Below are 23,544 nucleotides of genomic sequence, written 5' to 3' on the forward strand. Positions count from 1 at the left end.
AATGGGCCTTCTGCTTCCGGGTGGGATTATCTCGCGGCAGTCTGCGACCCTTGGGACTGGGGCACATCGAAACGGTCCAGGTTCATGACCTTGACCCAGGCGCCCACGAAGTCATTGACGAACCGACCTTCACCGCCCTTGCTCGCGTAGGCCTCGGCCACCGCACGCAACTCGGAATTGGAACCAAAAATGAGGTCCACGGTGGTGGCCGTCCACTTTGATTTACCGGACTTGCGATCCTTGCCCTCGTAGACACCCTGGCCTTTCGACGATTTCTCCCACTGGGTGGACATGTCCAGCAGGTTGACAAAGAAATCATTGCTCAGGGTCCCCGGCTTGTCCGTCAACACGCCGTGCCTGGAGCCGCCGGTGTTGGCATTCAGCGCGCGCATGCCGCCGAGCAGCACGGTCATCTCAGGCACCGACAGCGACAACAGGTCGGCCCGGTCTACCAACGCCTCCGCCGGAGGCATGGTGCTGCTGCCCTCCATGTAGAAGTTGCGGAAACCATCGGCTTTGGGCTCCAGGAACTTGATGGATTCCACTTCCGTCATCTCCGCTGTGGCATCGGTCCGCCCCGGCGTGAACGGCACCTTGACGTTGTGACCACCCTTCTTGGCCGCCTCCTCAATTGCGGCAGAGCCAGCCAGCACAATCGTATCGGCAAGAGACACCTTTTTGCCACCGGAAAGGGACTTGTTGAAATCCTGCTGCACGCTTTGCAGCTTGCCCAGGACCTTGGCCAGTTCCTGCGGGTTGTTCACCGGCCAGCTCTTTTGTGGCTCCAGGCGGATGCGGGCACCGTTTGCGCCGCCGCGCAGATCACTCCTGCGGAAGGTCGAGGCGGAGGCCCAGGCGGTGCGCACCAGTTCAGGGATCGTCAATCCGGAAGCGAGGATCTTGGCCTTCAGTTTTTCCGCATCCGCATCCGTAATCAGCTTGTGATCCACCGGCGGTACCGGGTCCTGCCAGATCAGGTCCTCTTTCGGCACCTCGGGACCGAGATAGCGGGATTTCGGGCCCATATCACGGTGAGTCAGCTTGAACCACGCCTTGGCAAAGGCTTCCTCAAGCTCCTTCGGGTTGTCCTTGAATCGCTCGGATACCTTGCGGTAAGCGGGATCCATCTTCAACGACAGGTCCGTGGTCAGCATGACCGGTGCATGGCGCTTCTTCGGATCGAACGCATCCGGCACCAGGTTGGCGGCACTGGGATCCTTGGGGATCCACTGGATCGCACCGGCCGGGCTCTTCACCTGCTTCCACTCGAAGTTGTACAGGTTCTGCAGGTAATTGTTGCTCCACTGGATCGGGCTCACTGTCCAGGCGCCCTCCAGGCCACTGGTAAAGGTATCCGGCCCCTTGCCCTCGCCGCACTTGTTCTTCCAGCCGAAACCCTGCTCCTGAATCGGCGCGGCCGCGGGCTCCGGCCCGACACAGTCTGCCTTGACTGCACCGTGGTTCTTGCCAAAGGCATGGCCACCGGCAATCAGGGCCACGGTCTCCTCGTCATTCATGGCCATACGACCGAATGACAGGCGGATTTTTTCGGCGGCAGCCAGCGGGTCGCCACTGCTGTTGGGGCCTTCCGGGTTGACGTAAATAAGACCCATCACGGTAGCGGCCAGAGGGTTCTCCAGCTTGCCACCCTTGAAGCGTTTTTCCGCATCGAGCATTTTGGTCTCCGGCCCCCAATAGACCAGGTCCGGCTCCCAGTCATCCACCCGGCCACCGCCGAAACCAAAGGTCTTGAAGCCCATGGACTCCAGCGCCACGTTGCCGGTCAGCACCATCAGGTCGGCCCAGGACAGGGCCTCGCCATATTTCTGTTTCACTGGCCACAGCAGGCGGCGGGCCTTGTCGAGATTCGCGTTATCGGGCCAGCTGTTGAGCGGATCGAAACGCTGCTGGCCGCCGCCGGCACCACCACGCCCATCCGCTACCCGATAAGTACCGGCACTGTGCCAGGCCATACGGATCATCAGTGGACCATAGTGGCCGTAGTCCGCCGGCCACCAGTCCTGGGATGTCTTCAGGGTTGTCTCGATATCCTTTTTGACCGCCTTGAGGTCGAGGCTGTTGAAGGCCTTGGCGTAGTCAAAGTCGTCACCGAGCGGGTTGGATTCAGCGCCGTGATCCCGCAAGGGCGAAAGATCCAGCTGGTCGGGCCACCAGAATTGGTTGGACTTCGGTTGCCCTCCGCGCTGCATTTTTCCCCCGTCACCGGGATTGCCGGTGGCCTCCAGTGGAGGCTGCTCCTGAGCCTGGGTCAGGCCCGGCAGAAACAGCAGCGATGCTGATAGCGCCAGGGCGGCGCAAAGAGAATCTTTATTGTTAGGCATGTCAGTAGCTCCAGGAGATAGGGAACGCAGGATAAGCACAAAGATATAAGAGATTTTGCCCCGTGCAGCGCAGACGCGAAGAACGAGGCGACCCGTAGGAGTGCTGATGTGCCAATCTATCCCCAATTCAGCACAGGGGAATAATATTGGACCGAAAAGCTATATCGCGGGAGCAGGACGGGCTGGCAGCGTTAACCACCCGATCCTGCTACCATTGAACCCTGGTCCTATGCCGTTACCGCGGGATACCCTGGGGAAATGCGATCCATCCTGAAAAAAACTGCACTCGCCCTGTTTCTGTTGGGGGGCTTCACCGCCCTGCTGTTTGTCCTTTTCCCGGGCCTCAAGTACGAGGTCTATCGCAGGCTCTCCCCTGCCATGCGCTGGGATATCTCCTATGCCGTTGCCGACAAGTTTGTGGTTGGCATGATCTATTTCGTCGAGCGAGGCGACGAACTGCTCCTGGTGAAACACTCATATCAGGATAAGTGGGCGTTGCCCGGGGGCTGGCTCGACCGATACGAGTCCTTCGAGGAATCCGCACAGCGTGAATTACAGGAGGAACTGGGGATAGAGCTCGCGGACTTTGAAGTGCTGGAGGTAACCAAGGTGCCGCGATCAGAAATCATCAATGTTGCCATCCGCGGCCGGCTGGGCGGTGATCGGGTAGAAATACGGGATGCGGAAATCACCAGCTACCGATTCTTCCACCGGGACGCACTGCCGGAAGACATCCTCTACCCCCATAAACCCTATATCCGGCGTTACCTCAACCAGACTACCAGGGAAGACAGGTCTGTCGAGCCCTGAGGACCGTACTGAGTCCTTTGAGCGGGGACACAGGCAGCTGTTCTCTCACTGCGTTCGAATCATCGCTATTCCTGCATGACAGGTCCGGGACCCGTACCATGAAGCTTCTGTTTTCGATGCCCTTCTGGCTGTTTCTGCTCGTCCACCCCCTGTGCGCTGAAGACCGCGGAATGGAAAATCTCGATTCATTGCAATGGAAAAACCGCATACTGATCGTGCGTGCGCCAGTCGCAGGCAGCGACGCCGAGAAAACCCTGCGTGCTGCCGCAACGGAAATCTCCGAGCGCCATCTGGTCTGGTTCCTGATCACAGCCGAGGGTATGACCAGCAACTATACCGGCGCCATCGCCGGAGGATTCAGGGAAATGTTGCTGCAGCGCTATTTCACCGATGGGGCAACGAATGTCGTCCTGATCGGGAAAGACGGGGGCGTCAAGGCCCGGGAAGCCTCCCTGGATCTTGAAGCGATCTTCAAGCGCATCGACAGCATGCCCATGCGCCAGGAAGAAATGCGCCGCCAGTGAGTACGGGTTTCATCGACCACAACCAGGAACAATTGTTATCACCGGGCAGACTCAAACCATGACAAAGCAGGCCCTTATCATCGGTGCCAGCGGACTGGTCGGCTCGCACTTGACCGACCAGCTTGTTGACTCCCCCCACTTCAAGCAAATCGTTACCCTCGCCCGACGGCCACTCTCACACACGTCAGCAAAGGTGCAAAATGCCGTTGTGGACTTCGATCGGCTGGAGGATTCGGCGCCACTGTTCCAGGCCGACGTGTTTTTTTCCTGCCTGGGCACCACCCGGCGGCAGGCCGGTTCACTCGAGGCTCAGCGCAGGGTGGATGTGGAATACCAGCTTCGTGCAGCGAAACTCGCCGCACAGGCAGGAGTGCGACACTACCTGCTGGTCTCCTCCAGCGGTGCCAACCCCGATAGCCGCAGTGCTTACCTGAAGATGAAGGGAGAGCTGGAGCAGGAAGTGATGAAACTGCCTTTCGAACGCATCAGTATCCTGCGCCCTTCCCTGCTGCTGGGTGAGCGGGATCATTTGCGCGTGGGGGAGAAGCTCGGCAGCTGGATACTGCCCGCCGTCTGTGCCCTGCCGGGACTGCGCCGCTACCGGCCGATCGCCGGGCGGCAGGTCGCCCGGAAAATGGTGGAGCTGAGCGTCAGCGAAGGCTCGGGCCTGCAGATATTCACCCTGGACGAAGTATTCCCGCACTGAACGCACCGCTGCAACCGGGTGCTCCAACGCGCCCGCGGCCGGGTACTGCAGAGAAATGGCTAGACTTACGCAGACCGCGCCACCAGCCCGGCTGCGGTGCAGACACCATAACACCCGGTCACGGATGCCGATGCCCCGCACTGCCTGCCAGTTACTGGCACTGTTTTACAGGCCCCTCACCGCAGCACTTCTCGCGGTCACCATCACTGTGCCTTTCACCCAGGCGCAGGATCCCGGGACCGCGATTACCGTAGAGGGCGTGGCTGCCACCCAGCGACCGGTGGTGGAAACGATCCCCGTTACCGGCACCCTGACGCCCCCGCGCCAGGCAATGCTGTCGGTAGAAGTTGCCGGCATGGTGAACAAGCTGCACGTGGATGTGGGGGACCGCGTTGAAGCGGGCACTCCGCTGCTGGAACTTGACCGGGAACTGAATGGCATCGCTCGCGACGCAGCACTGGCCGGCGTGGAACAGGCCCGCGAAGCTCTGGCGGAGAGCCGCAGGCGGCTGGGTGAGGCGCAGGCCCTGGTCGGGGACAACTACATCTCGGAAACCGAGGTGCTGGCACTGACTTCCCAGGTGCGGATCCGCGAAGCGGAATTGCGTGCTGCCCAGATCGAGGCTGAGCGGCAGTCCGCCCTGCTGCGCCGCCACCGGGTCAAGGCGCCGTTCACCGGCGCCATTGCCCAGCGCATGGCGGAGCTCGGGGAGTGGGTGGAGCCCGGTGTGGCCCTGTTCGAGCTGGTCGATGCCCGTCGGCTGCGTGCGGATTTCGAGGTACCGCAGCGTTTCTATGGTCGTATCGGCGAGCAGACACCACTGCAGGTACAGTTCGATGCCAGTGGCACCCGCCGCTTCCCGGCCCAGGTACTGCACAAGGTGCCACTGAGCCGCAGCGGCGCACGTACTTTCCTGCTGCGCACGGAAATCACCGGCGAGCGTACCCCGGAACTGATCGCCGGTATGTCGGTGTCGGCGACCCTTCGCCTCGGCACCGAACGCACCGCGGTAGTCGTACCCCGGGATGCGGTCATCCGCTACCCGGACGGACGCGTCACCGTATGGATGGCCGCAGAGGCAAACTGGGGCGGGGAGACTCCGGTGCGGGAGCAGCCTGTCAAAACCGGGCTGGGATTCGACGGCCTGATAGAGATAGAGGAAGGCTTGGGACCTGGCACAGTTGTCGTGACCCGAGGCAATGAAGGTCTGCGCGACGGCCAGCGGGTCATCCTTCAGCGGGCAGCCGGGCAGGATCGTGAATCCACACCAGGCTGAAAACACCGGAGGCAATCACCGCTAGCATGTTCGAGCAGATCATCCGCAACGGTATCCTGGTCACGGTGACCGCGCTGATCATCGTGATCCTGGGCGTGGTGGCGGCGCTGCGTATTCCGGTGCAGATGATTCCCGACCTGGAGGTGCGCACAGTCACTATCCAGACCAGCTGGGCCGGCACCACACCGCAGGATATCGAGAAGGAAATCCTGATCGAGCAGGAGGAATACCTGCGCAACATTCCCTACCTGCAGGAACTGCAGGCTACCGCCGACCTGGGCAGCGCAGAAATCGAGCTGGAGTTTCCCTTCGGGGTAGATATCACCGAGACCCTGATCCGCGTCAACAATGCCCTCACCCAGGTGCCGCGCTATCCACTCAACGTGGACGAGCCGCGGGTCTACGCCACCTCGTTTTCCGCCAACGCTTTCATGTATTTCCGCATCTCGCCGTTGCCGGGCAATCCGCGCAGCCTGGATATGGACATGATGCGGGATTTCGTCGAGGACAATGTGCGCCCGCGCATGTCAGGCGTGCCCGGGGTAGCGCAGGTGGATGTCTGGGGTGGTGCCGAACGGCAGATCCAGATCCGCCTGATTCCCGAGCGCCTGGCGGAGCGCAACCTGACTCTGAACGATGTACGCCTGGCCATTACCCTGCGCAACCGCGACGTGTCCGGTGGTGAAGTGGAGAGTGGCAAACGCCGCTACCTGCTGCGCACCCTTGGGCGCTTCCAGGACCTGGATGACCTGCGCCAGATGGTGCTGCAGCGCAGCGGTGACGGCATCGTGCGGCTCGGTGACGTAGCGGAGGTGAGTCTCGACCACTTCAAGATCCGCAGCAGTTCCTATGTGGACGGTCTGCCGTCAATCGGCCTTTCGGTCCGGCGCGAGAGCGGCTCCAACGTCATCGCCATCAAGCGGGCGATGATGAAAGAGATGGAGCGTATCAACGCCGAGCTGCTGCATCCGGAGGGCATGGAACTGGCGCTCACGGCCGACGACGTAGGCTACGTGCAGGATTCCGTGTTCAACGTATGGAAGAACCTGCTGCTCGGTGCCCTGCTGGCAACCGCCATCATGTACCTGTTCCTGCGCTCGCCGCGAGCCACTGCGTTGGGTGTGGTGGGCATTCCCGTCTGTACCATTGCGGCATTTATTGGCCTGCTGGTCACCGGCCGCACCATCAATGTGATTTCGCTGGCCGGGGTGGCTTTCGCCATCGGCATGACCCTCGATAACAGCATCGTGGTACTGGAGAGCATCGAACTGGAGCGGCGCCGCGGGCTCGACCGCCTCAAGGCAGCGGTTGCAGGAGTGCAACGGGTGTGGCCGGCAGTGCTCGCCTCCACACTGACAACCGTGATGGTGTTCCTGCCAGTGGTGTTTATCGCCGAGGAAGCGGGCCAGCTTTATTCCGATATCGCCATCGCCATCTCCGCGGCCATTCTTACCTCCATGCTGGTGGCCATCACCGTGATTCCCACCGCCGCTGCGCGGCTCGGCTTCGGCGGTGACGATGCCCTCCGGCAACCGGATAGCACACTGAGAAATGCCGTGCTGGGTAAAATCGACTGGCTGATCGCGACCCCCATGCGACGACTCTACTGCATCGGTATCACAGTATTCACCAGCCTGGCCATCGTGTTGTTGCTGACACCGCCGGCGGAATACCTGCCCGAGGGCGAGGAAGCCAAGACCTTTGCCAGCATGAACGCCCCACCCGGGTACAACATGGACACCATGGAGGCCATTGCCCGCGAGTTGCACGAGTACTTCCTGCCCTTTGTGCAGGATGAACCGGCGGCATTTGACCGGGGTGAGACCGACGTGCCGGCCATGAAGTACGTCAACATGCGTGTCTCACCACAGAGTATCCGCATCATCTCCGAGACCAAGGACCCGCGCCATATCGACGAACTGATGGAAGCCATCGTCAAAAAATACGAGAGCTACCCCGGCATGCGCGCCTTTGCCACCCGCGGCTCCATCATCAGCAGCAACGACGGCGGCACCCGCAGCGTCAACCTGGATATCTCCGGACCGAACCTGGCCGATCTCTACAAGGTGGCACGGGCGGCCTATGCTCGCGCCGAGGAGATCTTCGACAACCCCAGCATCCAGACCCGCCCCTCCAGCCTTGCCCTCGCCCAGCCTCTGCTGCAGGTGCGCCCGCGCTGGGACCGCGCCGCGGAAGTGGGTATGACGGCGGAGGACATCGGCTTCACCGTTGCAGCACTCACCGACGGAGCCTTCGTCAACGAGTTCTTCCTCGACGACGACAAGATCGATATGTACCTGTACAACCGGGAAGGCCCGGCAGCCACCGTCGACACCCTGCAGAATATTTTCATCTACACACCGGTGGGTACCGTGCTGCCGCTGTCCGAGCTGGCGGAAACCGTCGAAACAGTGGACACAAGTACCGTGCGTCGGGTGGACGGCCGCCGCACCGTAACGCTGAACATCATCCCACCTCGATCGGTGGCACTGGAAACCGGTGTCGAGCGCGTGCGCAGTGAACTGGTGCAAACCCTCAAGGACACCGGTCAGGTGCCCGCCGGGGTGAGTCTCACCATCTCCGGTGCAGCAGACCAGCTGGATGCCACCCGCGAATCCCTGGGCAGCAATTACGTGGTGGCGCTGCTGATCGTCTACCTGTTGATGGTGGCGATCTTTTCCCACTGGGGTTATCCACTGCTCATCATGACCACCATCCCGCTGGGCATCGCCGGCGGCATTGCAGGCCTGGCCCTGATGAACCTGGTCGGGGGAATACTGCGTGGTATGGGCCTAGAGGGGTTTCACCAGCCCTTTGACATGATCTCCATGCTGGGCTTCCTGATCCTGATGGGCACGGTGGTCAACAACCCGATCCTGATCGTGCACCGGGCCATCAGCAACCTGAAGGAAGACGGCATGCCCCCGGTGGAGGCTGTACAGGAGGCCGTCAGTTCGCGGCTGAGGCCCATCGCCATCTCCAGCATTACCACCATCTGCGGGCTCGCGCCGCTGGTGTTCCTGCCCGGTGCCGGCACCGAACTGTATCGCGGCGTCGGCATCATCGTGATGAGCGGTATTATCGGCGCCACCTTGGTGACATTGACCATGCTGCCCGCCCTCACGGTGATCGCCCTCAACTGGCATGAGCGACTGCAGTCCCGGCAAGCGGCGCGCTCCAGCAGCTAACTCACCGGAGTTGAAATCTGCTGCCCTGACCTTCAGGGACTAAGGTTGAAAGGTAAAGTGCCCTGCTGGCCGTGCCCTGCCCCTCAAACAGCACAACCGAGGAGATCCGATGTTTGTCGAATCCATCAAGTCGCCCGGACTCGCCCAGCTCTCCTACCTGATCGGCGATGGCAGTGAAGCCGCCGTCATCGATCCCCGCCGCGACTGTGAAATTTACGCCCAGATGGCGCGGGAGCGCGGCTGCCGGATCACCCATATCTTTGAGACCCACCGCAACGAGGACCTGATCTCCGGCGCGCCGATCCTGGCCGAACTCACCGGTGCCGCGGTGCACCACGGTCCCAATCCCGCCGGCGAAGTCACCTACGCTGATACCGTGCGCGAGGGCGACGAGTTCAGCTTCGGCTCGATGCAGCTGAAAGTGCTGGAAACACCCGGTCATACCGATGACAGCCTCTCTTTTGCCATTTATGACGGGGACTTCGGCGACCAGGCCATCGGTGTTTTCACCGGCGATGCCCTGTTCGTCGGCGATGTCGGTCGCACGGATTTTTATCCGGATCGCAGCGAGGAGGTGGCCGGTCTGCTCTACGACAGCCTGCAGAAAATCCTCTCCCTGGGTGACCAGGCCATTCTCTACCCGGCCCATGGGGCCGGTTCGGTCTGCGGCGACAATATGGCCGACCGGGACTTTTCCACCCTCGGTTACGAGCGGGCCAACAATCCCATGCTGCAGATCGAAACCCGGGAAAAATTTGTCGCCAGGAAAGTGGCCGAGCACCACGAACAACCACCCTATTTCCGCCATATGGAGCAACTCAACCTGGATGGCAGTGCCCCGGCGGCCCGGGTAGTAACGCCGCAGGTGCTGGATGCCGATGACGTCTACCGGCTGCTGGAAAAAGCGGAAGTACTCGACGTGCGCGGCGTCAGCGCCTACCAGGGCGCCCACTTACCGGGCAGCCTCGCCATCCCCTGCGACATGATCCCCGCATTTGCCGGCTGGTACCTGGATGCAACGGATGAAATCATATTGGTCGCCGACAGTGCCGCGCAGGCAGAATCAGCGGCCCGCCACCTGGCCCGTATTGGTTTCGACCGGGTTCTGGGTTTCACGAATACCGCCCTGCCCGGCTGGGCCGCCGGCGGTCGACCGTTCAGCAACGTGCCCGTGGTGGATGTGGAAACCGTGAAAACCCGGGTGGAAGGCAATAAGGACGGCTGGCAGCTGCTGGATGTGCGCGGCGTGAAAGAAGTCGATGGGGGGATTATTCCAGGTGCTCAGTGTGTTTACGTGGGGCACCTGCCGGATCAACTGGAAAAGCTGTCGCAGAATACGCACTACACCGTCATGTGCGCCAGCGGCGCCCGCGCCACGATCGCTGCCTCCATCCTGCGGCGGAGCGGTTTTGACAACGTCGATATCTTTCTCGGTTCCATGGGAGCCTGGAAGGCCGGAGGCCATGACGTGGTCGCACGGAATTGAAGCGATTGGCTGACAGCCGTCACCGGCCAAAAAACCATTGAACCAGGCACGTGTACCAATGAAGCACCTCAAACTGTTTGCCCTTCTCCTGCCGGCGGCCGCGGGCGTCACCTGGGCTGCGCAACCGGATGACAGCATCCAGCAGGCGCGCCTGGCGGCAGCAGCCCTGGGCAAGACACTGAAACAGGAGCTGGTCTCGGCCATGCAGCAAGGAGGCCCCGTTGAGGCCATCGCAGTGTGCAACCTGAAGGCCATGCCGCTGGCAGCACAGGTTTCCGCAGAATCCGGCTGGCAGGTGGGCCGGACCAGCCTGAGGGTTCGAAACCCGGCCAACACGCCAGATGACTGGGAGCGCGCGCAGCTTGAGAAATTCCAGGCTGAACTGGATGCAGGGGAAGACCTGGCCTCTCTCGAGGCGACCACAACCGAAACCCGCAACGGGCAAAGGATCCAGCGTTATATGAAGGCCATCCCGGTGGAGGGACCATGCCTGGCCTGCCACGGCAGCGCGCTCGCCCCACCCGTACGAACGAAACTGGATGCACTGTATCCCGATGACCAGGCCCGGGGATATCAGCTCGGCGAATTGCGCGGCGCTTTCACGCTGGAAAAAACCCTGTCTCCTGATAACTGACAACGGCCAAAACCCGATTTGCGCCAGATGCCCCCCGGCACAGTAGAATGGTGACCCGGTTTCACAGACACGTCCTCTTATGCCCCAGGAATTTACCAGCTTGCAGCAGATGCTGGATCATATCGGCCGGGAAGCCGCCTCGCAGGAGCGGGTCACACTGGACCTGGTCATCCGGGCAGTGGGCAGGCGTTCGTTTGCACCGCTGCTGTTGCTCGTCGGATTGATTCTTTTCTCGCCCCTGAGCGGCATTCCTGGCGTGCCCACCATCATGGCCATCCTGGTGTTGCTGGTGGCAGTGCAGCTGTTGCTGGGGCGCCAGTATTTCTGGTTACCGCAGTGGCTGCTGCGGCGCTCCATTTCGGAGAAAAGCCTGCAGCGGGCATTGCACTTCCTGCAGCGACCGGCACAGTGGAGTGACCGCTGGCTGCGCCCCCGCTTCCGTTTGCTGGTGCATCGCACCGGTACTTATCTGATTGCCGCGATCTGTGTCGTTATTGCGCTGGCACTGCCGGTGATGGAAGTGGTGCCCTTCTCCGCCTCGCTGGCGGGTGTGGCACTCACCGCTTTCGGCCTGGCGCTGGTGGCCCACGACGGGTTACTGGCCATCATTGCGTTCGTGCTCACCGGCCTTACCGCCGGCCTGATCCTGTTCAGCCTGCTCTCAGGGTATTTTGCGGCTTGATACCCAGCAGGTGTGGATACCGGGCCAGCATCCCGATTGCCAGCAGGTCGTACAGGCCGTGCCAGACGATCACGCCCAGCATGCTGCCGGTCGACCAGTAAAACCAGCCCAATAACAGGCCCATGATGAGTGTCACGGTGAAATACAGCACCGAGGCAAAATGCAGCAGGGCAAACAGCACCGAGGCGGCGAACAGGCCCCACAGGGGGCTGACGGTCTCCATCAGCCAGCTCTGCAGGAAAACCCTGAAGAACAGTTCCTCACAGATACCCGCGGCTGCCGCCACCACGGCGATTTTCGGCCAGGAGAAGTCCGCAAACAGGGGGTGCAGCATGACACACAGGCGACGCAGGGAAGCGCCGAGAGTTCCGGGCAACCGGGTCAGGAAAACCGCCAGGGCATAAGTCGCTACACCAGCGACAGCCCCGGTAAACACCCAGGTGACCTCACTGCCGCGCGGCAGCGGTAATTCGAATGTCAACAGCCAGAGTCCCAGCAGCCCGAGTAACAGTATCACTCCCTGGGACAGCAGGGCCACGCGGAAAATGTGCGCCGGTGTCATTGTTTTTTCGGACAAAAGTATTCCCCATTCTGAATTGCTAAAGTTCAGTTTCGCTCTGGCAGCACCTCGGCCAACCGCGCCCTGCCGGACCCGGATACCCGCAGCACGGCCACGCCACCGTCGCGCAGCTCAGCCTCCAGTGCCAGCGCGCGCTCTTTGGGCGCAAAGAAAGCCTCGATGCCGTAGCGGATCCGGTAGACGTTGCCTTCGCTACGCCACCACTGGCCGCTGACCCGCCCCCGCAGGAAAACACCTTCGTCCGGTTTATCCAGGCTGACGCCGGCATAACGATAAAGCCCGTTTTTTCCCGGCACCAGCCGCACATAGACCTCCTCACCATTGCGCAGGGGCCTGTCAGTGTCGAACTGGTCCGCACCCAGTTCCGAGATCGCATATTGCAGGCGGGCATAGTTCCCGCGAAACAGCGAGCGGGGATCCACCGGTGTGGTCTCCATTTGGATCTCTTGCCCCGTCCACAGGGGGATCTGCGCCAGGACCACCATACCGAACAGGACCAGCGCCTGGAAAACGATGGCTGCAGCCAGTGCCAACAGCTGCCGGGCTGTACGTTCGCTCATGCCCCACCCTCCACTTTCGGATCACGCACCCGTTTCCAGAAGCGCGCCGCGAGCAGTAACAGCAATGCGAACAGGGTAAACAGCGCGGCGCCGCCGAGATAATCGCCGATCAGGTCGATATAGCGCAGGAATGCCGTGACCAGTATCGCCGTCACTCCGAGAAAGAAATAGTGTGAGATACCACTGCCGATACCGCGCACGATCAACCAGATGCCGGTGCCGAGCAGGGCGAAATTGGCCACCAGCTGGAAGGCGACCGCATGGCGGGGCTCGCCGTCGATAATGACCGCAAGCATCACGATGACCAGGGTGGCAAACAGCAGCGCAACGGAGGGCAGTCGCTGCGCGCGCCGGGCGAGCCACAGGCTTGCCGCGCCGAGCACAATCAGCATCAGCCACATGCCGAGCTGGTGCGGCCATTCGTAGTCCAGCAGCGCTCGCCACGGGCGGGCAAAACTCATCACCAGCATCAGTACCAGGGCAAAGCGCAGGCTCCAGATGGAGAGCAAAGCCGCGTAGTCCCGCGGCTTTGAATCCGGTCGCCTGGACAGCCAGTGGCTGAATGCAAACAGCAGCAGGAACAGGCCCGCGGCCACTACCAGGTTCTCGCCATGCATGTCGAACAGCAAGCCGCCTCTACCGTCATCCCACAGCCACGACAGCGCGTATTCCAGCCATAGTCCGACACTGCCCACCGCCACCAGCAACAGCAGCGCACTCTGCGGACCGCGCCAGAGGATGTAGCCAGACACCAGGAAGAACAGCGGGAACAGAGCCGGCAGGTAGCCGGTGAATACCTCGAGGAGAAACCACACCAGGGCCAGCAGGTTGGCCTGCAGCGCCAACCAGGGATTGCGGGTAATCAGGGCAAATGGCAGGCAGCCCAGCGCCCACCAGAAGATGCCATCCGGCATGTGCTCGCCCAGGTGGTAGATCTGGGCAATGAGGATGATCGAAGCCCCGAAAAACAGGTTCCCGAGCAACATGAGCCCGATACCGGCACTGCGGTCACTGCGAAGGTAGCGGTGGACTGCCAGCCCATGGGTGCCCAGGGTGAGCAGTACCAGCCCACCCATGCGCAGCCATCGGGGAATATCATCCCAGTTGGCCCCTAACAGGGTGATCAGTGCCAGTCCGAGGAACAGGTAGGCGAGTCCCACCAGTACGGTGTAACCCTGGGCGCGGCTGTTGGCGGCGTGGTAGTCCGCCCCGTAACGGCGGCAGATGCCCTCGGCCTGCGTCTCGCTGACCAGGCCCTCCTCGACCCATTCAGCCGCCTCCCGCGCCAGCTCTCCTTTCAGTAAGCGAATCAGTCGCATTCCCCTTCTCCCCCTTTGTTCGACCCCCTGTTTGGCAAGGGGCGGTTGCGAGCAGTATCCGTGCAGGTACCGGTGCATGCAATCATGGGGCGCCCCTCACTCAGCGCCCCCCTACGCAGCTGTAACCCAGCCGGTTTGATAACCGCTCTCAATCGGCGCCATTAAAATAGATTATTTAAATTAATTATGGCCAACCAATAGTATTTCACCCGTACCAGACAGCAACGCAATTCATGCACAACAAGGAGCACTTCTATGTCTCGTTATATTGGCAGCGAAATCAAACCCTTCCAGGCCAAGGCTTACCAGTCCGGTGACTTCTTCGACGTCAGCGACGCCGACCTCAAGGGCAAGTGGTCCGTGGTGTTCTTCTACCCGGCGGATTTTACCTTCGTCTGCCCGACTGAACTCGGTGACCTGGCTGACAACTATGAGGAATTTCAGAAGCTGGGCGTGGAGATCTACTCCGTTTCCACCGATACCCACTTCACCCACAAGGCCTGGCACGACACCTCTGAAACCATCGGCAAGATCCAGTTCCCGATGATTGGCGACCCGACAGGCACCATCACCCGCAACTTCGGTGTGATGATCGAGGAAGAAGGCATCGCGGACCGCGGCACCTTCGTCATCGACCCGGAAGGCCGTATCCAGATCGTCGAGATCAATGCCGGCGGTATCGGCCGCGATGCCCAGGACCTGCTGCGCAAGATCAAGGCGGCACAGTATGTGGCTGCGCACCCCGGTGAAGTCTGCCCCGCCAAGTGGAAAGAAGGCGAAGAGACGCTGGCGCCTTCCCTGGACCTGGTCGGCAAGATCTAAGCCGACACCGTCTCCCAAGACCATCCTTCTGGCCCACCCACGGGTGGGCCCTTTTTAACCCCCGAATACAGACAGGACACACCGATGTTGGATGCAAACCTGAAGAAACAACTGGACACTTATCTGCAGAATATCGTCAATCCGATTGAGATCCGTGTGTCCAGCGACAACAGCCCCAAGTCTGCAGAGCTGGAATCCCTCGCAGACGAGATTGCCGGACTGTCACAAAAAATTGAAACCCGCCAGGGCAGTGCCAGGCGCACGCCGAGCATGGCCATCGCCCCGGCAGGGGAAGAGCCGCGGGTGAGCTTTGCCGGCATTCCCCTCGGCCACGAATTTACCTCCCTGGTGCTGGCACTGCTGCAGAGCGGCGGCCATCCGTCCAAGGCCGACCCGGCAGTTCTCGACCAGATTCGTGCACTCGAGGGCGAGTACCATTTCGAGACTTATATTTCGCTGTCATGTCAGAACTGCCCGGATGTGGTGCAGGCACTGAACCTGATGGCAACCCTGAACCCGAACATCACCCACGAGATGATCGACGGTGCCCTGTTCCAGCAAGAGGTGGAGCAACGCAGTGTGATGGCGGTGCCGACCGTCTACCTGAACGGCGAACACTTTTCTCAGGGACGCATGACGCTGCAGGAGATCGTCGACAAACTGGATACCGGTGCCGCAGAACGCAAAGCGGCCGAACTCAACGAGCGTGAGCCCTACGACATGCTGGTGGTTGGTGGCGGGCCCGCCGGTGCAGCGGCTGCCATCTACGCTGCACGCAAGGGTATCCGCACCGGACTGGTGGCCGAACGTTTTGGTGGCCAGGTCATGGATACCGTGGGTATCGAGAACTTTATCTCCGTGCCCTACACCGAGGGCCCGAAACTCTCGGCGGGGCTGGAGCAGCACGTAAAAGAGTACGGTGTGGACATCATCACCGAGCAGCGCGCCGCCGCCATACTGCGCAACAGACTGATCGAGCTGGAACTGGAGAGCGGCGCTACACTGGCAAGCCGGGCCGTGGTACTCGCCACCGGTGCGCGCTGGCGCGAACTGGGCGTGCCCGGCGAGGCGGAATATCGCACCAGGGGCGTGGCTTACTGCCCTCACTGCGATGGCCCCTTCTTCAAGGGCAAGCATGTCGCGGTCATCGGTGGCGGTAATTCCGGTATCGAGGCGGCCATCGACCTAGCCGGTATCGTCAAGCATGTCACCGTGCTGGAATTCGCCGATAGCCTGCGCGCAGACGAGGTACTGGTGCGCAAGGCCCGCTCCATGGGCAACGTGGATATCATCACCAATGCCCAGACCACCGAGATTCTCGGTGACGGCAAGCGAGTCACCGGTCTGCGCTACACCAACCGCGTGAGCGGAGACAGCATCGATGTGGAACTGGCCGGTGTGTTCGTGCAGATCGGACTGGTGCCGAACACCGAGTTCCTGAAGGAAAGTGCCATCGAGCTGAACCGCATGGGTGAGATCGTCATCGATGAGCGCGGTGCCACCTCCCTGCCCGGCGTCTTCGCCGCAGGCGATGCCACCACTGTGCCATACAAGCAGATCGTCATCTCCATGGGGGCCGGCGCCACTGCGGCACTGGGGGCCTTCGACTACCTGATCCGCCACTCCGAAGACGTGGATCAGGAGCAGAAACCCGACCTGGCCAACATTGCCTGATCGGCCTCCCCGAAACCGCACCCGGCACTCTGCCGGGTGCGGTCTTTTATGTTGGAGAGACGCCCGCCCGTTTATGCATTAGCATGCACCCATAACACCGATAACACTGCACGAACGGAGGTTATTCGTGACCCGCTTGTCCCTGATTCCCGCGTTTTTCCTGGCCCTGGCCTCTTCCGCTCCCGCCCTGTCCCAACCCGCCACCAACGCGGCACTGCTCGAGCAGATCCGGCAGGATGTCTCCCCACAGCGCATTGAAGACGATATCCGCACACTGGTGGGTTTCGGTACCCGACATACCCTGTCGGAGACCGACTCCGAAACCCGCGGCATCGGTGCAGCGCGGCGCTGGGTCTACGAGGAATTCCAGCGTATCAGTGCCGCCTGTGGCGGCTGCCTGGAGGTCTCTTACCAGTCCGGCTTTGTCGAGGGGGAGAAACGGATTCCCGAGCGCACGGAAATCGTCAACGTGATCGCCATCCAGCGCGGCACGGAGGATCCCGGCCGTTACGTGATCATGTCCGGCGACATCGATTCGCGGGTCTCAGATGTGATGGATTACACCTCCGACGCCCCGGGGGCCAATGACAATGCGTCCGGCCTCGCCGGTGTTCTCGAGGCGGCGCGGGTGCTGAGCAAGCACAAGTTCGCCGGCTCCATCGCCTACGCCGCACTCTCTGGCGAGGAACAGGGGCTGTTCGGTGGCAGGATCATGGCCGCCCAGGCCAAAGAGGACGGCTGGCGGATCACCGGTGTGCTCAACAATGACATGATCGGCAATATCGAGGGCATCAACGGAGTGATCAACAACACCACCGCTCGGGTATTCATGGAAGGCACGCGTATGAATGAGACTGCGGGGGAAGCCCGTGCGCGTCGCTTTTACGGAGGCGAAGTGGACTCGCCCTCGCGCAACCTGGGCCGCTATGTGCACCGGATCGCCGAGGAGCATATCCCCAACCTCGACGTAATGATGGTGTACCGCCTGGACCGCTTCGGTCGCGGCGGCCATCACCGGCCATTCAATGACCTGGGGTACCCCGGTGTTCGCATCATGGAAACCAACGAAAACTACAACCGGCAACATCAGGACCTGCGCACCGAGAACGGCATCCGCTATGGTGATGTGATCGACGGGGTGAATTTCGATTATGCCGCCAAGCTGACCGGCCTCAACGCCCTGACCATGGCTGCCCTGTCCAGGGCGCCGGCTCCGCCGACGGACGTCACCATTGAGGGGGCAGTTTCTGCGGATACCACACTCAAGTGGAAACAACCCACCACGAGCGGAGACAAGTCCCTGGCTGGCTACAGGCTCTATTGGCGCCTTACCAGCGACCCCACGTGGACCAACAGTCGCTACGTGGGCAAGACCGACGAGTACACCCTCGAGAATATCGTGATCGACAACTACTTCTTCGGCGTTGCCGCGGTCAGTGACGATGGTTTTGAGAGCCCGGTCGTGTTTCCCGGCCCTGCGGGAGACTTTTATCCGCACCAGGAGAAGGCAGAATAACGCCCTTCCGCTGCCATTCGGGCAGCCGGCGCGGGGCCTCCAATGCCCCGACGCCGGCGTCAAAAGATGTGTTGACTTATTGACCAGCCTCTATAGACTGGCTGCAGCTAGAAAATCAGCTCCTGTTGACCACTCCGGTTTCGAACTTTTATTCATAATTTTCGTTCTGTAGCACCGCAATATCAGCCAATTTTCCGGCTTCCCCCGACTTCACGGGGCATCGACAATTTCTTTTTCAGGACTCAAATTATGTCTAATGCAGTTACCGGCACCGTCAAGTGGTTTGACGAATCCAAGGGCTTCGGCTTCATCGAGCAGCAATCCGGCCCGGACGTGTTTGCCCACTACAGCGCTATCTCCCAGCCGGGCTTCAAGACCCTTCTTGAAGGCCAGAAGGTCGAGTTCAGCGTTGCCAAGGGCCCGAAAGGCCTGCAGGCCGAGAACATCACCATTCTCTGAATGATGATCGGCTGCACATGCCCACGGGGCTGTGCAGCTGCATAAGCGCTCACAGCGCGTGAAAAAGCAAAGCAGTCGCTTTGCTTTTTTTATGCCCGGACTCTGTGCCCTTTCGGGGCTTCCGCCTGTCTTATTCCCACTCCCACCATCAGCACTGGCGTATCCGCGTGTATCCCCTGATGTGCCGGTTCCATGGTCTGCGGACGATAGCGCTTGTATCGATAATCCACGTAACCTGCCTCCCCTGCCTCGTATTGACAGCCCTGTACCTCCGCACATGGGGATCTATACTCCGGATCCAGGCAATCGTCCCTGGAGCCCGGCTGGGCCGCCGGTCGGAAAGGGATTGTCATTACCCTATCCTTACGCCTGCCGGCTGACGACTTCTATTGCAACCGTGCCGACCAGTAACGGCCCAACAGGACGGATGAACTCTCATGGTCAAGAAAGCCAATTGCAGCCCGCTGGGCCACCTACTCGCAGCCGCCCTGCTCCTGTCACTACCTTTCGCGGCCTCCGCGGACTGGATTCTCGACAGCAGCGCCTCTGAGATCACGTTTCTGACCGTCAAGAAAAGAACGGTGCCGGAGCTCAATCACTTCCGCGACCTCCAGGGCTCGGTGAACACCAAGGGCTGGGCTTCGATTTCGATTCCACTGGACAAGGTGGATACCAAAATCCCCGTACGCGATGAGCGTATGCGCACCCTGCTGTTTGAGACGGCCAAATTCTCGGAAGCGCGCATTACCGCACAGGTGGACGCAGAGAAACTGGAAGCGCTGGAACCCGGAGAGACCACCTTATTCGATACCCGCATTAGCCTGACACTGCGTGATGTAAAGCATGAAGAAGACGCACGACTGCAGGTCACGGCCCTGAAGGGTGGGCGCATCCTCGTCAGCACCGTGAAGCCTGTGGTGATCAACGCCAGTGATTACCAGTTGCTGGACGGCCTGGAGAAACTGCGGGAAATCGCGGGGCTCGACAGTATCAGTCCCATAGTACCGGTCACCGTCAAACTGTTATTCGAGGAAAAATGACCGCAGGAGATGTTGGCGGTCCCCTTCAAAAGACTGGCGTCTCTCTCCACATCGTATTGGTGCCTTTGATTGCCACAGGTGGCCGTATCCGCGTTAATACAGCCTGTGCCTGACCAGATTGAATGGTTATAACAACAAAAACACAGGGCGATTCTCTGCATAGCGCCCGGGAGAGCCTTCGATGCGCACCCGTCCCCTGCGATATCTGCTGGCCTACAGCCTGCCGGCTCTGGTCCTGCTGGGCTTCTGGCTACAGGGCTGGTGGCTTTTCGTGCCACTGCTCTACCTCTACGGCCTGTTGCCCCTGCTGGAACTGGCCCTGCCTGCCTCAAGGGCGAACCTGAGCCCGGCGCAGGAAGAGGCCATCCTGCAGACGCCCCTCTACGACTGGTTGCTGTATATGGCAGTACCAGTGCAATTCGGGGTGTTGTTCTGCTTCCTGTTGATTGTGCCCACAGTGCATGGGGCAGAACTGCTGGGCGCGGTGCTTTCCATGGGCCTCATGTGCGGCAGCTTCGGTATCAACATCGGCCACGAACTGGGGCACCGCAGCAGTCCCGCGGAGCGGTTGCTGGCCAAACTGCTGTTGCTGACATCGCTGAACATGCATTTCTTTATCGAACACAACCGCGGTCACCACCGGCGCGTCGCCACCGGGGAGGACCCGGCCAGTGCGCGGCTGGGGGAACCGCTGTATCTTTTCTGGTGGCGCTCGATACGGGACGGCTACCGCTCGGCCTGGCACCTGGAAGCCGAACGCCTGGAAAAGCGCGCGCAAAACCGGGTCAGCCTCCACAATGAAATGCTGGTTTTCCAGCTGGTACAGGCGGGGTTTGTCATCGGGATTGCTCTGGCGTTTGGACTGAAAGCTGCGCTGTGTTTTATCGCCGCGGCAGTGCTCGGCATCCTGCTGCTGGAGACAATCAACTACATCGAGCATTACGGCCTGCGTCGCCGGCGCCAGGAGGGTGGCCGTTACGAGCGGGTGATGCCGGCCCACTCCTGGAACTCGAACCATTTGATCGGACGCATGACGCTGTTCGAGCTTTCGCGACACTCCGATCACCACTTCCGCGCGAGCCGCAAATACCCGATCCTCCGCCACCACAACGACAGCCCGCAGATGCCCACCGGCTACCCCGGAATGATGCTGCTGGCCTGTGTGCCACCCCTCTGGTATCGAATCATGCACCCGCGGCTGGAAGCCCTGGCTGAAACCGCCCGGGGCGCGCAACAATCCAATTCCACCGCAGGCTAGCGACCAGCAGACAATCCCAACCGGGAGTCCGACAGAGCGAGGAACCGAAATATGGCGATCATCGAGCGCGAGGGAATACCGTTGCATTACACCGTCACGGGCAGCGGCCCGGCCATCATACTGGTGCACAGTTTCCTGGCCTCCAGCGCCATGTGGGCGGCCCAGGTTCCCGCCCTCAGTCGCGAGTACACCGTGATTGCGGTGGATCTTCGCGGCCACGGCAGCTCGGGCCCGATGGAGCGGGAGATCAGCATCGACGATCTGGTGGATGACGTGCTCGCAGTGCTGGACGCGGAAGGCATCGACAGCGCCGTGTGGGCCGGGCTGTCCATCGGCGGCATGATCACGCTGCGGGCTGCCCTCAAGGCATCGTCACGTGTATCTGCACTGGTACTGCTCGACACGCACGCGGGCGCCGAGCGACCACTGAAAAAACTCCGCTATCGCGCCATGGTGCTGGCCGCCAGGCTCTTTGGCATTCGCCCCCTGCTGCCCCAGGTGTTGAAGCTCATGTTCGGCCGTCACACGCTGGCCCATAACAAGGCGCTGGTGGACGAGTGGCGCAACCGTCTCGCCACCGTGCCCTTCCCCACCATTGCCCACGGTGTCTCTGCACTCGCCCGCAGGGAACCACTGCAATCACAGCTCGGTCGCATCGACCGCAAAGCACTGGTCGTCGTCGGCGACGAGGATATGGCGCTGCCGCCAGCCTGCTCCCGGGAAATTGCCCGGTTGCTGCCGCGGGCGTCACTGACAGAGATACCGCGCTGCGGGCACCTCTCGGCGCTGGAACAGCCTGAGACCGTCACCGCGGCCATGCTCTCCTTCCTGCGCGACTTGCAGTCGGCGCCGCAACCCAGGGTTGCGGCTACCTGACAGACTGCTGATCCGCCGCCTGTGCGCCGCGCGCCTCGTTGAACGCCTGGAACTGGGTCAGGTAGACCTTGCCCGTCAGGTGCTGCAGGAAACCGGTGCGCTGCAGGGAGTCCATCACCGGGCCTTTCACCTCGGAAAGATGCAGGGTGATACCCAGTTCGCCGAGGCGCTCATTCAATGCCTCGAGCACTTCCAGGGCACTCCAGTCGATTTCATTGATGGCACTGCACATGAGAATCACGTGACGCACCCGGTCGTTGCTGGCCAGGTCACCGTAGACACGCTCTTCCAGAAAAGCGGCATTGGAGAACATCAGGCTCTCATCCACACGGATGGTCAGTACCTCCGGCACCGTCAACACCTGGTGCCGCTTGATATTGCGGAAGTGCTCTGTGCCCTCGACCAGCCCTACCTCGGCGATATGCGGCTTTGACGTGCGGAACAGGAACAGGGCGATGGATGCCGCCACACCGCAGGTCACACCGGCCTCGACGCCGAACAACAGCGTAATCACAATGGTGATCATCACCGCAAAGAAATCACTGCGGGAAAAGCGCCAGGTTTTTTTCAGGATGGAGAAATCCACCAGCGAGAGCACGGCCACGATAATCGTCGCCGCCAGTGTCGCCTTGGGCAGATAGTAGAGGAATGGCGTCAGGAAAATGGACGCGAGCGCAATCCCGAACGCCGTAAATACGCTCGCCATCTGCGTTTCCGCACCCGCATCGAAATTCACCACTGAGCGGGAAAAGCCTCCCGTTACCGGAAAGGCGCCGGAAAAACCGGAACCGATATTGGCCACTCCCAGGCCGACCAGTTCCTGGTTCATGTCGATACGCTGGCGCCGCTTGGCCGCCAGGGTTTTCCCAACCGAGACAGACTCCACGTAGCCGATGATCGAGATCATGATCGCCGCCGGCAGCAACGCTTCAACCAGGGCCCAGTCGATACTCGGCAGGCGCAGGCTGGGTAACCCGGCCGGCACGGCACCGACCAGGTCCACGTCCCGGGACTCGAAATCCAACAATACGGCAGCAGCAATGGTGGCAATCACCCCCAGCACCGGTGCCGCCTTGGTCAGCATGGCGGCCGTGTGTTCGGGGACACTGAAGTTGCGCAGAAGGCGCGCAGCACCGCTGCGGGACCAGTAGAGAAATCCCATGACGGCGAGACCGGTCACCAGGGTATAGAGATTGAGTTCTGCCGCATTCTCAAGGAGCCCCGTCACCAGCTCCAACAGGGTGTCACCATGGGCGCCGACACCGAGGATATGTCGTACCTGGCTGAGCGCGATGAGAATTCCGGATGCAGTAATAAACCCGGAAATCACCGGGTGGGAGAGAAAGTTCGCCAGGAAACCCAGGCGCAGCACCCCCATCAACATCAGGAACAGGCCTGACAGCAGCGCCAGCAGTGCTGCTGCCACCAGGTAATCCGTCGTGCCCTGAATGGCCACCTCGCTCAGTGCCGCCGCACTCATCAGGGAAGCGACCGCTACCGGGCCGACGGAGAGGGTGCGGCTGGTACCGAACACCGCATACGCCAGCAGCGGAACGATACTCGCATACAGCCCCACCTCCGGCGGCACACCGGCCAGCAGGGCGTACGCCAGGGACTGCGGAATGAGCATGATGGTGACGATGGCCGCCGCCATCAGATCGCGGGTGAGGGCCACGCGATCGTAAACCCGCAACCAGGAAGTGATGGGAAAGAGATTAGCCAGCGATTGCATCATCCAGATCCGTTACCTCACCCCCGGACATTCCGGGGCTGCCAAAGAGCAGCCGACAAT

The 23,544-nt window shown here is 61.2% G+C and carries 20 protein-coding genes; 15 read left to right on the forward strand and 5 right to left on the reverse strand.

The features are described from left to right. Positions 1–26 precede the first annotated feature (26 nt). Positions 27–2,342: a catalase/peroxidase HPI gene (gene katG / locus LVD12_RS13290; protein WP_255771926.1), complete on the reverse strand. Its 2,316-nt coding sequence runs from the start codon at positions 2,340–2,342 to the stop codon at positions 27–29. 258 nt (positions 2,343–2,600) lie between these two features. On the opposite strand from katG, the gene LVD12_RS13295 reads away from it, so the two are divergent. From LVD12_RS13295 to LVD12_RS13330, 8 genes are all read left to right on the forward strand, one after another. After that, the gene (locus tag LVD12_RS13295) at positions 2,601–3,152 is read left to right on the forward strand and encodes an NUDIX hydrolase (protein WP_237068221.1); all 552 of its coding nucleotides are present in this window, start codon (positions 2,601–2,603) and stop codon (positions 3,150–3,152) included. A 98-nt stretch (positions 3,153–3,250) separates the two neighbouring features. Then, positions 3,251–3,676, forward strand: a complete 426-nt coding sequence (locus tag LVD12_RS13300; RefSeq protein ID WP_237068222.1) for a DUF4174 domain-containing protein — start codon at positions 3,251–3,253, stop codon at positions 3,674–3,676. A gap of 58 nt (positions 3,677–3,734) precedes the next feature. Next, on the forward strand, positions 3,735–4,382 hold the full coding sequence (locus tag LVD12_RS13305; protein ID WP_237068223.1) for an oxidoreductase: 648 nt from the start codon (positions 3,735–3,737) through the stop codon (positions 4,380–4,382). A 130-nt stretch (positions 4,383–4,512) separates the two neighbouring features. Further along, positions 4,513–5,658, forward strand: a complete 1,146-nt coding sequence (locus tag LVD12_RS13310; protein ID WP_237068224.1) for an efflux RND transporter periplasmic adaptor subunit — start codon at positions 4,513–4,515, stop codon at positions 5,656–5,658. A gap of 26 nt (positions 5,659–5,684) precedes the next feature. Then, positions 5,685–8,846, forward strand: coding sequence for an efflux RND transporter permease subunit (locus LVD12_RS13315; protein WP_237068225.1), 3,162 nt, complete (start codon positions 5,685–5,687; stop codon positions 8,844–8,846). Positions 8,847–8,955: 109 nt separating this feature from the next. Next, positions 8,956–10,332 (forward strand): MBL fold metallo-hydrolase, encoded by a 1,377-nt coding sequence (locus LVD12_RS13320; RefSeq protein WP_237068226.1) that lies wholly within the window; start codon positions 8,956–8,958, stop codon positions 10,330–10,332. A 58-nt stretch (positions 10,333–10,390) separates the two neighbouring features. Next, complete coding sequence (locus LVD12_RS13325) at positions 10,391–10,966, forward strand: Tll0287-like domain-containing protein (RefSeq protein ID WP_237068227.1); 576 nt, start codon at positions 10,391–10,393, stop codon at positions 10,964–10,966. A 79-nt stretch (positions 10,967–11,045) separates the two neighbouring features. Further along, complete coding sequence (locus LVD12_RS13330) at positions 11,046–11,648, forward strand: exopolysaccharide biosynthesis protein (protein WP_237068228.1); 603 nt, start codon at positions 11,046–11,048, stop codon at positions 11,646–11,648. On the opposite strand, the gene LVD12_RS13335 is transcribed toward LVD12_RS13330, so the two are convergent. Genes LVD12_RS13335 through LVD12_RS13345 form a run of 3 tightly spaced genes read right to left on the reverse strand, consistent with a single transcriptional unit; the run spans position 11,617 to position 14,107 of the window. Continuing rightward, positions 11,617–12,225, reverse strand: a complete 609-nt coding sequence (locus LVD12_RS13335; RefSeq protein WP_237068229.1) for a CPBP family intramembrane glutamic endopeptidase — start codon at positions 12,223–12,225, stop codon at positions 11,617–11,619. The two genes, LVD12_RS13330 and LVD12_RS13335, sit on opposite strands and share 32 nt — an antisense overlap. 29 nt (positions 12,226–12,254) lie before the next feature. Then, positions 12,255–12,788 (reverse strand): GDYXXLXY domain-containing protein, encoded by a 534-nt coding sequence (locus LVD12_RS13340; RefSeq protein WP_237068230.1) that lies wholly within the window; start codon positions 12,786–12,788, stop codon positions 12,255–12,257. Beyond that, entirely contained in the window at positions 12,785–14,107 is a 1,323-nt protein-coding gene (locus LVD12_RS13345; protein ID WP_237068231.1) for a DUF2157 domain-containing protein, read from the reverse strand. The genes LVD12_RS13340 and LVD12_RS13345 overlap by 4 nt, the downstream gene beginning before the upstream one ends. A 255-nt stretch (positions 14,108–14,362) precedes the next feature. On the opposite strand from LVD12_RS13345, the gene ahpC reads away from it, so the two are divergent. The 7 genes from ahpC (at position 14,363) to LVD12_RS13380 (ending at position 21,752) form a co-directional block, all read left to right on the forward strand. Then, positions 14,363–14,929, forward strand: a complete 567-nt coding sequence (gene ahpC, locus LVD12_RS13350) for an alkyl hydroperoxide reductase subunit C (protein ID WP_237068232.1) — start codon at positions 14,363–14,365, stop codon at positions 14,927–14,929. An 84-nt stretch (positions 14,930–15,013) separates the two neighbouring features. Then, positions 15,014–16,603 (forward strand): alkyl hydroperoxide reductase subunit F, encoded by a 1,590-nt coding sequence (gene ahpF / locus LVD12_RS13355; protein ID WP_237068233.1) that lies wholly within the window; start codon positions 15,014–15,016, stop codon positions 16,601–16,603. Positions 16,604–16,730: 127 nt separating this feature from the next. Then, the gene (locus tag LVD12_RS13360; protein ID WP_237068234.1) at positions 16,731–18,119 is read left to right on the forward strand and encodes a M28 family metallopeptidase; all 1,389 of its coding nucleotides are present in this window, start codon (positions 16,731–16,733) and stop codon (positions 18,117–18,119) included. A gap of 249 nt (positions 18,120–18,368) precedes the next feature. After that, complete coding sequence (locus LVD12_RS13365) at positions 18,369–18,578, forward strand: cold-shock protein (RefSeq protein ID WP_237068235.1); 210 nt, start codon at positions 18,369–18,371, stop codon at positions 18,576–18,578. 437 nt (positions 18,579–19,015) lie between these two features. Next, the gene (locus LVD12_RS13370) at positions 19,016–19,618 is read left to right on the forward strand and encodes a YceI family protein (protein ID WP_237068236.1); all 603 of its coding nucleotides are present in this window, start codon (positions 19,016–19,018) and stop codon (positions 19,616–19,618) included. A gap of 181 nt (positions 19,619–19,799) precedes the next feature. Beyond that, positions 19,800–20,876, forward strand: coding sequence for an alkane 1-monooxygenase (locus LVD12_RS13375; RefSeq protein WP_237068237.1), 1,077 nt, complete (start codon positions 19,800–19,802; stop codon positions 20,874–20,876). A 51-nt stretch (positions 20,877–20,927) separates the two neighbouring features. Further along, positions 20,928–21,752, forward strand: a complete 825-nt coding sequence (locus tag LVD12_RS13380) for an alpha/beta fold hydrolase (protein WP_237068238.1) — start codon at positions 20,928–20,930, stop codon at positions 21,750–21,752. On the opposite strand, the gene LVD12_RS13385 is transcribed toward LVD12_RS13380, so the two are convergent. Then, the gene (locus LVD12_RS13385) at positions 21,745–23,487 is read right to left on the reverse strand and encodes a SulP family inorganic anion transporter (RefSeq protein WP_369413390.1); all 1,743 of its coding nucleotides are present in this window, start codon (positions 23,485–23,487) and stop codon (positions 21,745–21,747) included. The genes LVD12_RS13380 and LVD12_RS13385 overlap by 8 nt on opposite strands. Positions 23,488–23,544 lie beyond the last annotated feature (57 nt).

The sequence above is a fragment of the Microbulbifer guangxiensis genome (assembly GCF_021729075.1).
GTDB classification, from domain to species: domain Bacteria; phylum Pseudomonadota; class Gammaproteobacteria; order Pseudomonadales; family Cellvibrionaceae; genus Microbulbifer; species Microbulbifer guangxiensis.

Bases quoted from the DNA above. Each gene is read 5' to 3' on its own strand.
- katG (WP_255771926.1), bottom strand. From the start codon at position 2,342: ATGCCTAACAATAAAGATTCTCTTTGCGCCGCCCTGGCGCTATCAGCA.
- LVD12_RS13295 (WP_237068221.1), top strand. From the start codon at position 2,601: ATGCGATCCATCCTGAAAAAAACTGCACTCGCCCTGTTTCTGTTGGGG.
- LVD12_RS13300 (WP_237068222.1), top strand. From the start codon at position 3,251: ATGAAGCTTCTGTTTTCGATGCCCTTCTGGCTGTTTCTGCTCGTCCAC.
- LVD12_RS13305 (WP_237068223.1), top strand. From the start codon at position 3,735: ATGACAAAGCAGGCCCTTATCATCGGTGCCAGCGGACTGGTCGGCTCG.
- LVD12_RS13310 (WP_237068224.1), top strand. From the start codon at position 4,513: ATGCCCCGCACTGCCTGCCAGTTACTGGCACTGTTTTACAGGCCCCTC.
- LVD12_RS13315 (WP_237068225.1), top strand. From the start codon at position 5,685: ATGTTCGAGCAGATCATCCGCAACGGTATCCTGGTCACGGTGACCGCG.
- LVD12_RS13320 (WP_237068226.1), top strand. From the start codon at position 8,956: ATGTTTGTCGAATCCATCAAGTCGCCCGGACTCGCCCAGCTCTCCTAC.
- LVD12_RS13325 (WP_237068227.1), top strand. From the start codon at position 10,391: ATGAAGCACCTCAAACTGTTTGCCCTTCTCCTGCCGGCGGCCGCGGGC.
- LVD12_RS13330 (WP_237068228.1), top strand. From the start codon at position 11,046: ATGCCCCAGGAATTTACCAGCTTGCAGCAGATGCTGGATCATATCGGC.
- LVD12_RS13340 (WP_237068230.1), bottom strand. From the start codon at position 12,788: ATGAGCGAACGTACAGCCCGGCAGCTGTTGGCACTGGCTGCAGCCATC.
- LVD12_RS13345 (WP_237068231.1), bottom strand. From the start codon at position 14,107: ATGCGACTGATTCGCTTACTGAAAGGAGAGCTGGCGCGGGAGGCGGCT.
- ahpC (WP_237068232.1), top strand. From the start codon at position 14,363: ATGTCTCGTTATATTGGCAGCGAAATCAAACCCTTCCAGGCCAAGGCT.
- ahpF (WP_237068233.1), top strand. From the start codon at position 15,014: ATGTTGGATGCAAACCTGAAGAAACAACTGGACACTTATCTGCAGAAT.
- LVD12_RS13365 (WP_237068235.1), top strand. From the start codon at position 18,369: ATGTCTAATGCAGTTACCGGCACCGTCAAGTGGTTTGACGAATCCAAG.
- LVD12_RS13370 (WP_237068236.1), top strand. From the start codon at position 19,016: ATGGTCAAGAAAGCCAATTGCAGCCCGCTGGGCCACCTACTCGCAGCC.
- LVD12_RS13375 (WP_237068237.1), top strand. From the start codon at position 19,800: ATGCGCACCCGTCCCCTGCGATATCTGCTGGCCTACAGCCTGCCGGCT.
- LVD12_RS13380 (WP_237068238.1), top strand. From the start codon at position 20,928: ATGGCGATCATCGAGCGCGAGGGAATACCGTTGCATTACACCGTCACG.
- LVD12_RS13385 (WP_369413390.1), bottom strand. From the start codon at position 23,487: ATGATGCAATCGCTGGCTAATCTCTTTCCCATCACTTCCTGGTTGCGG.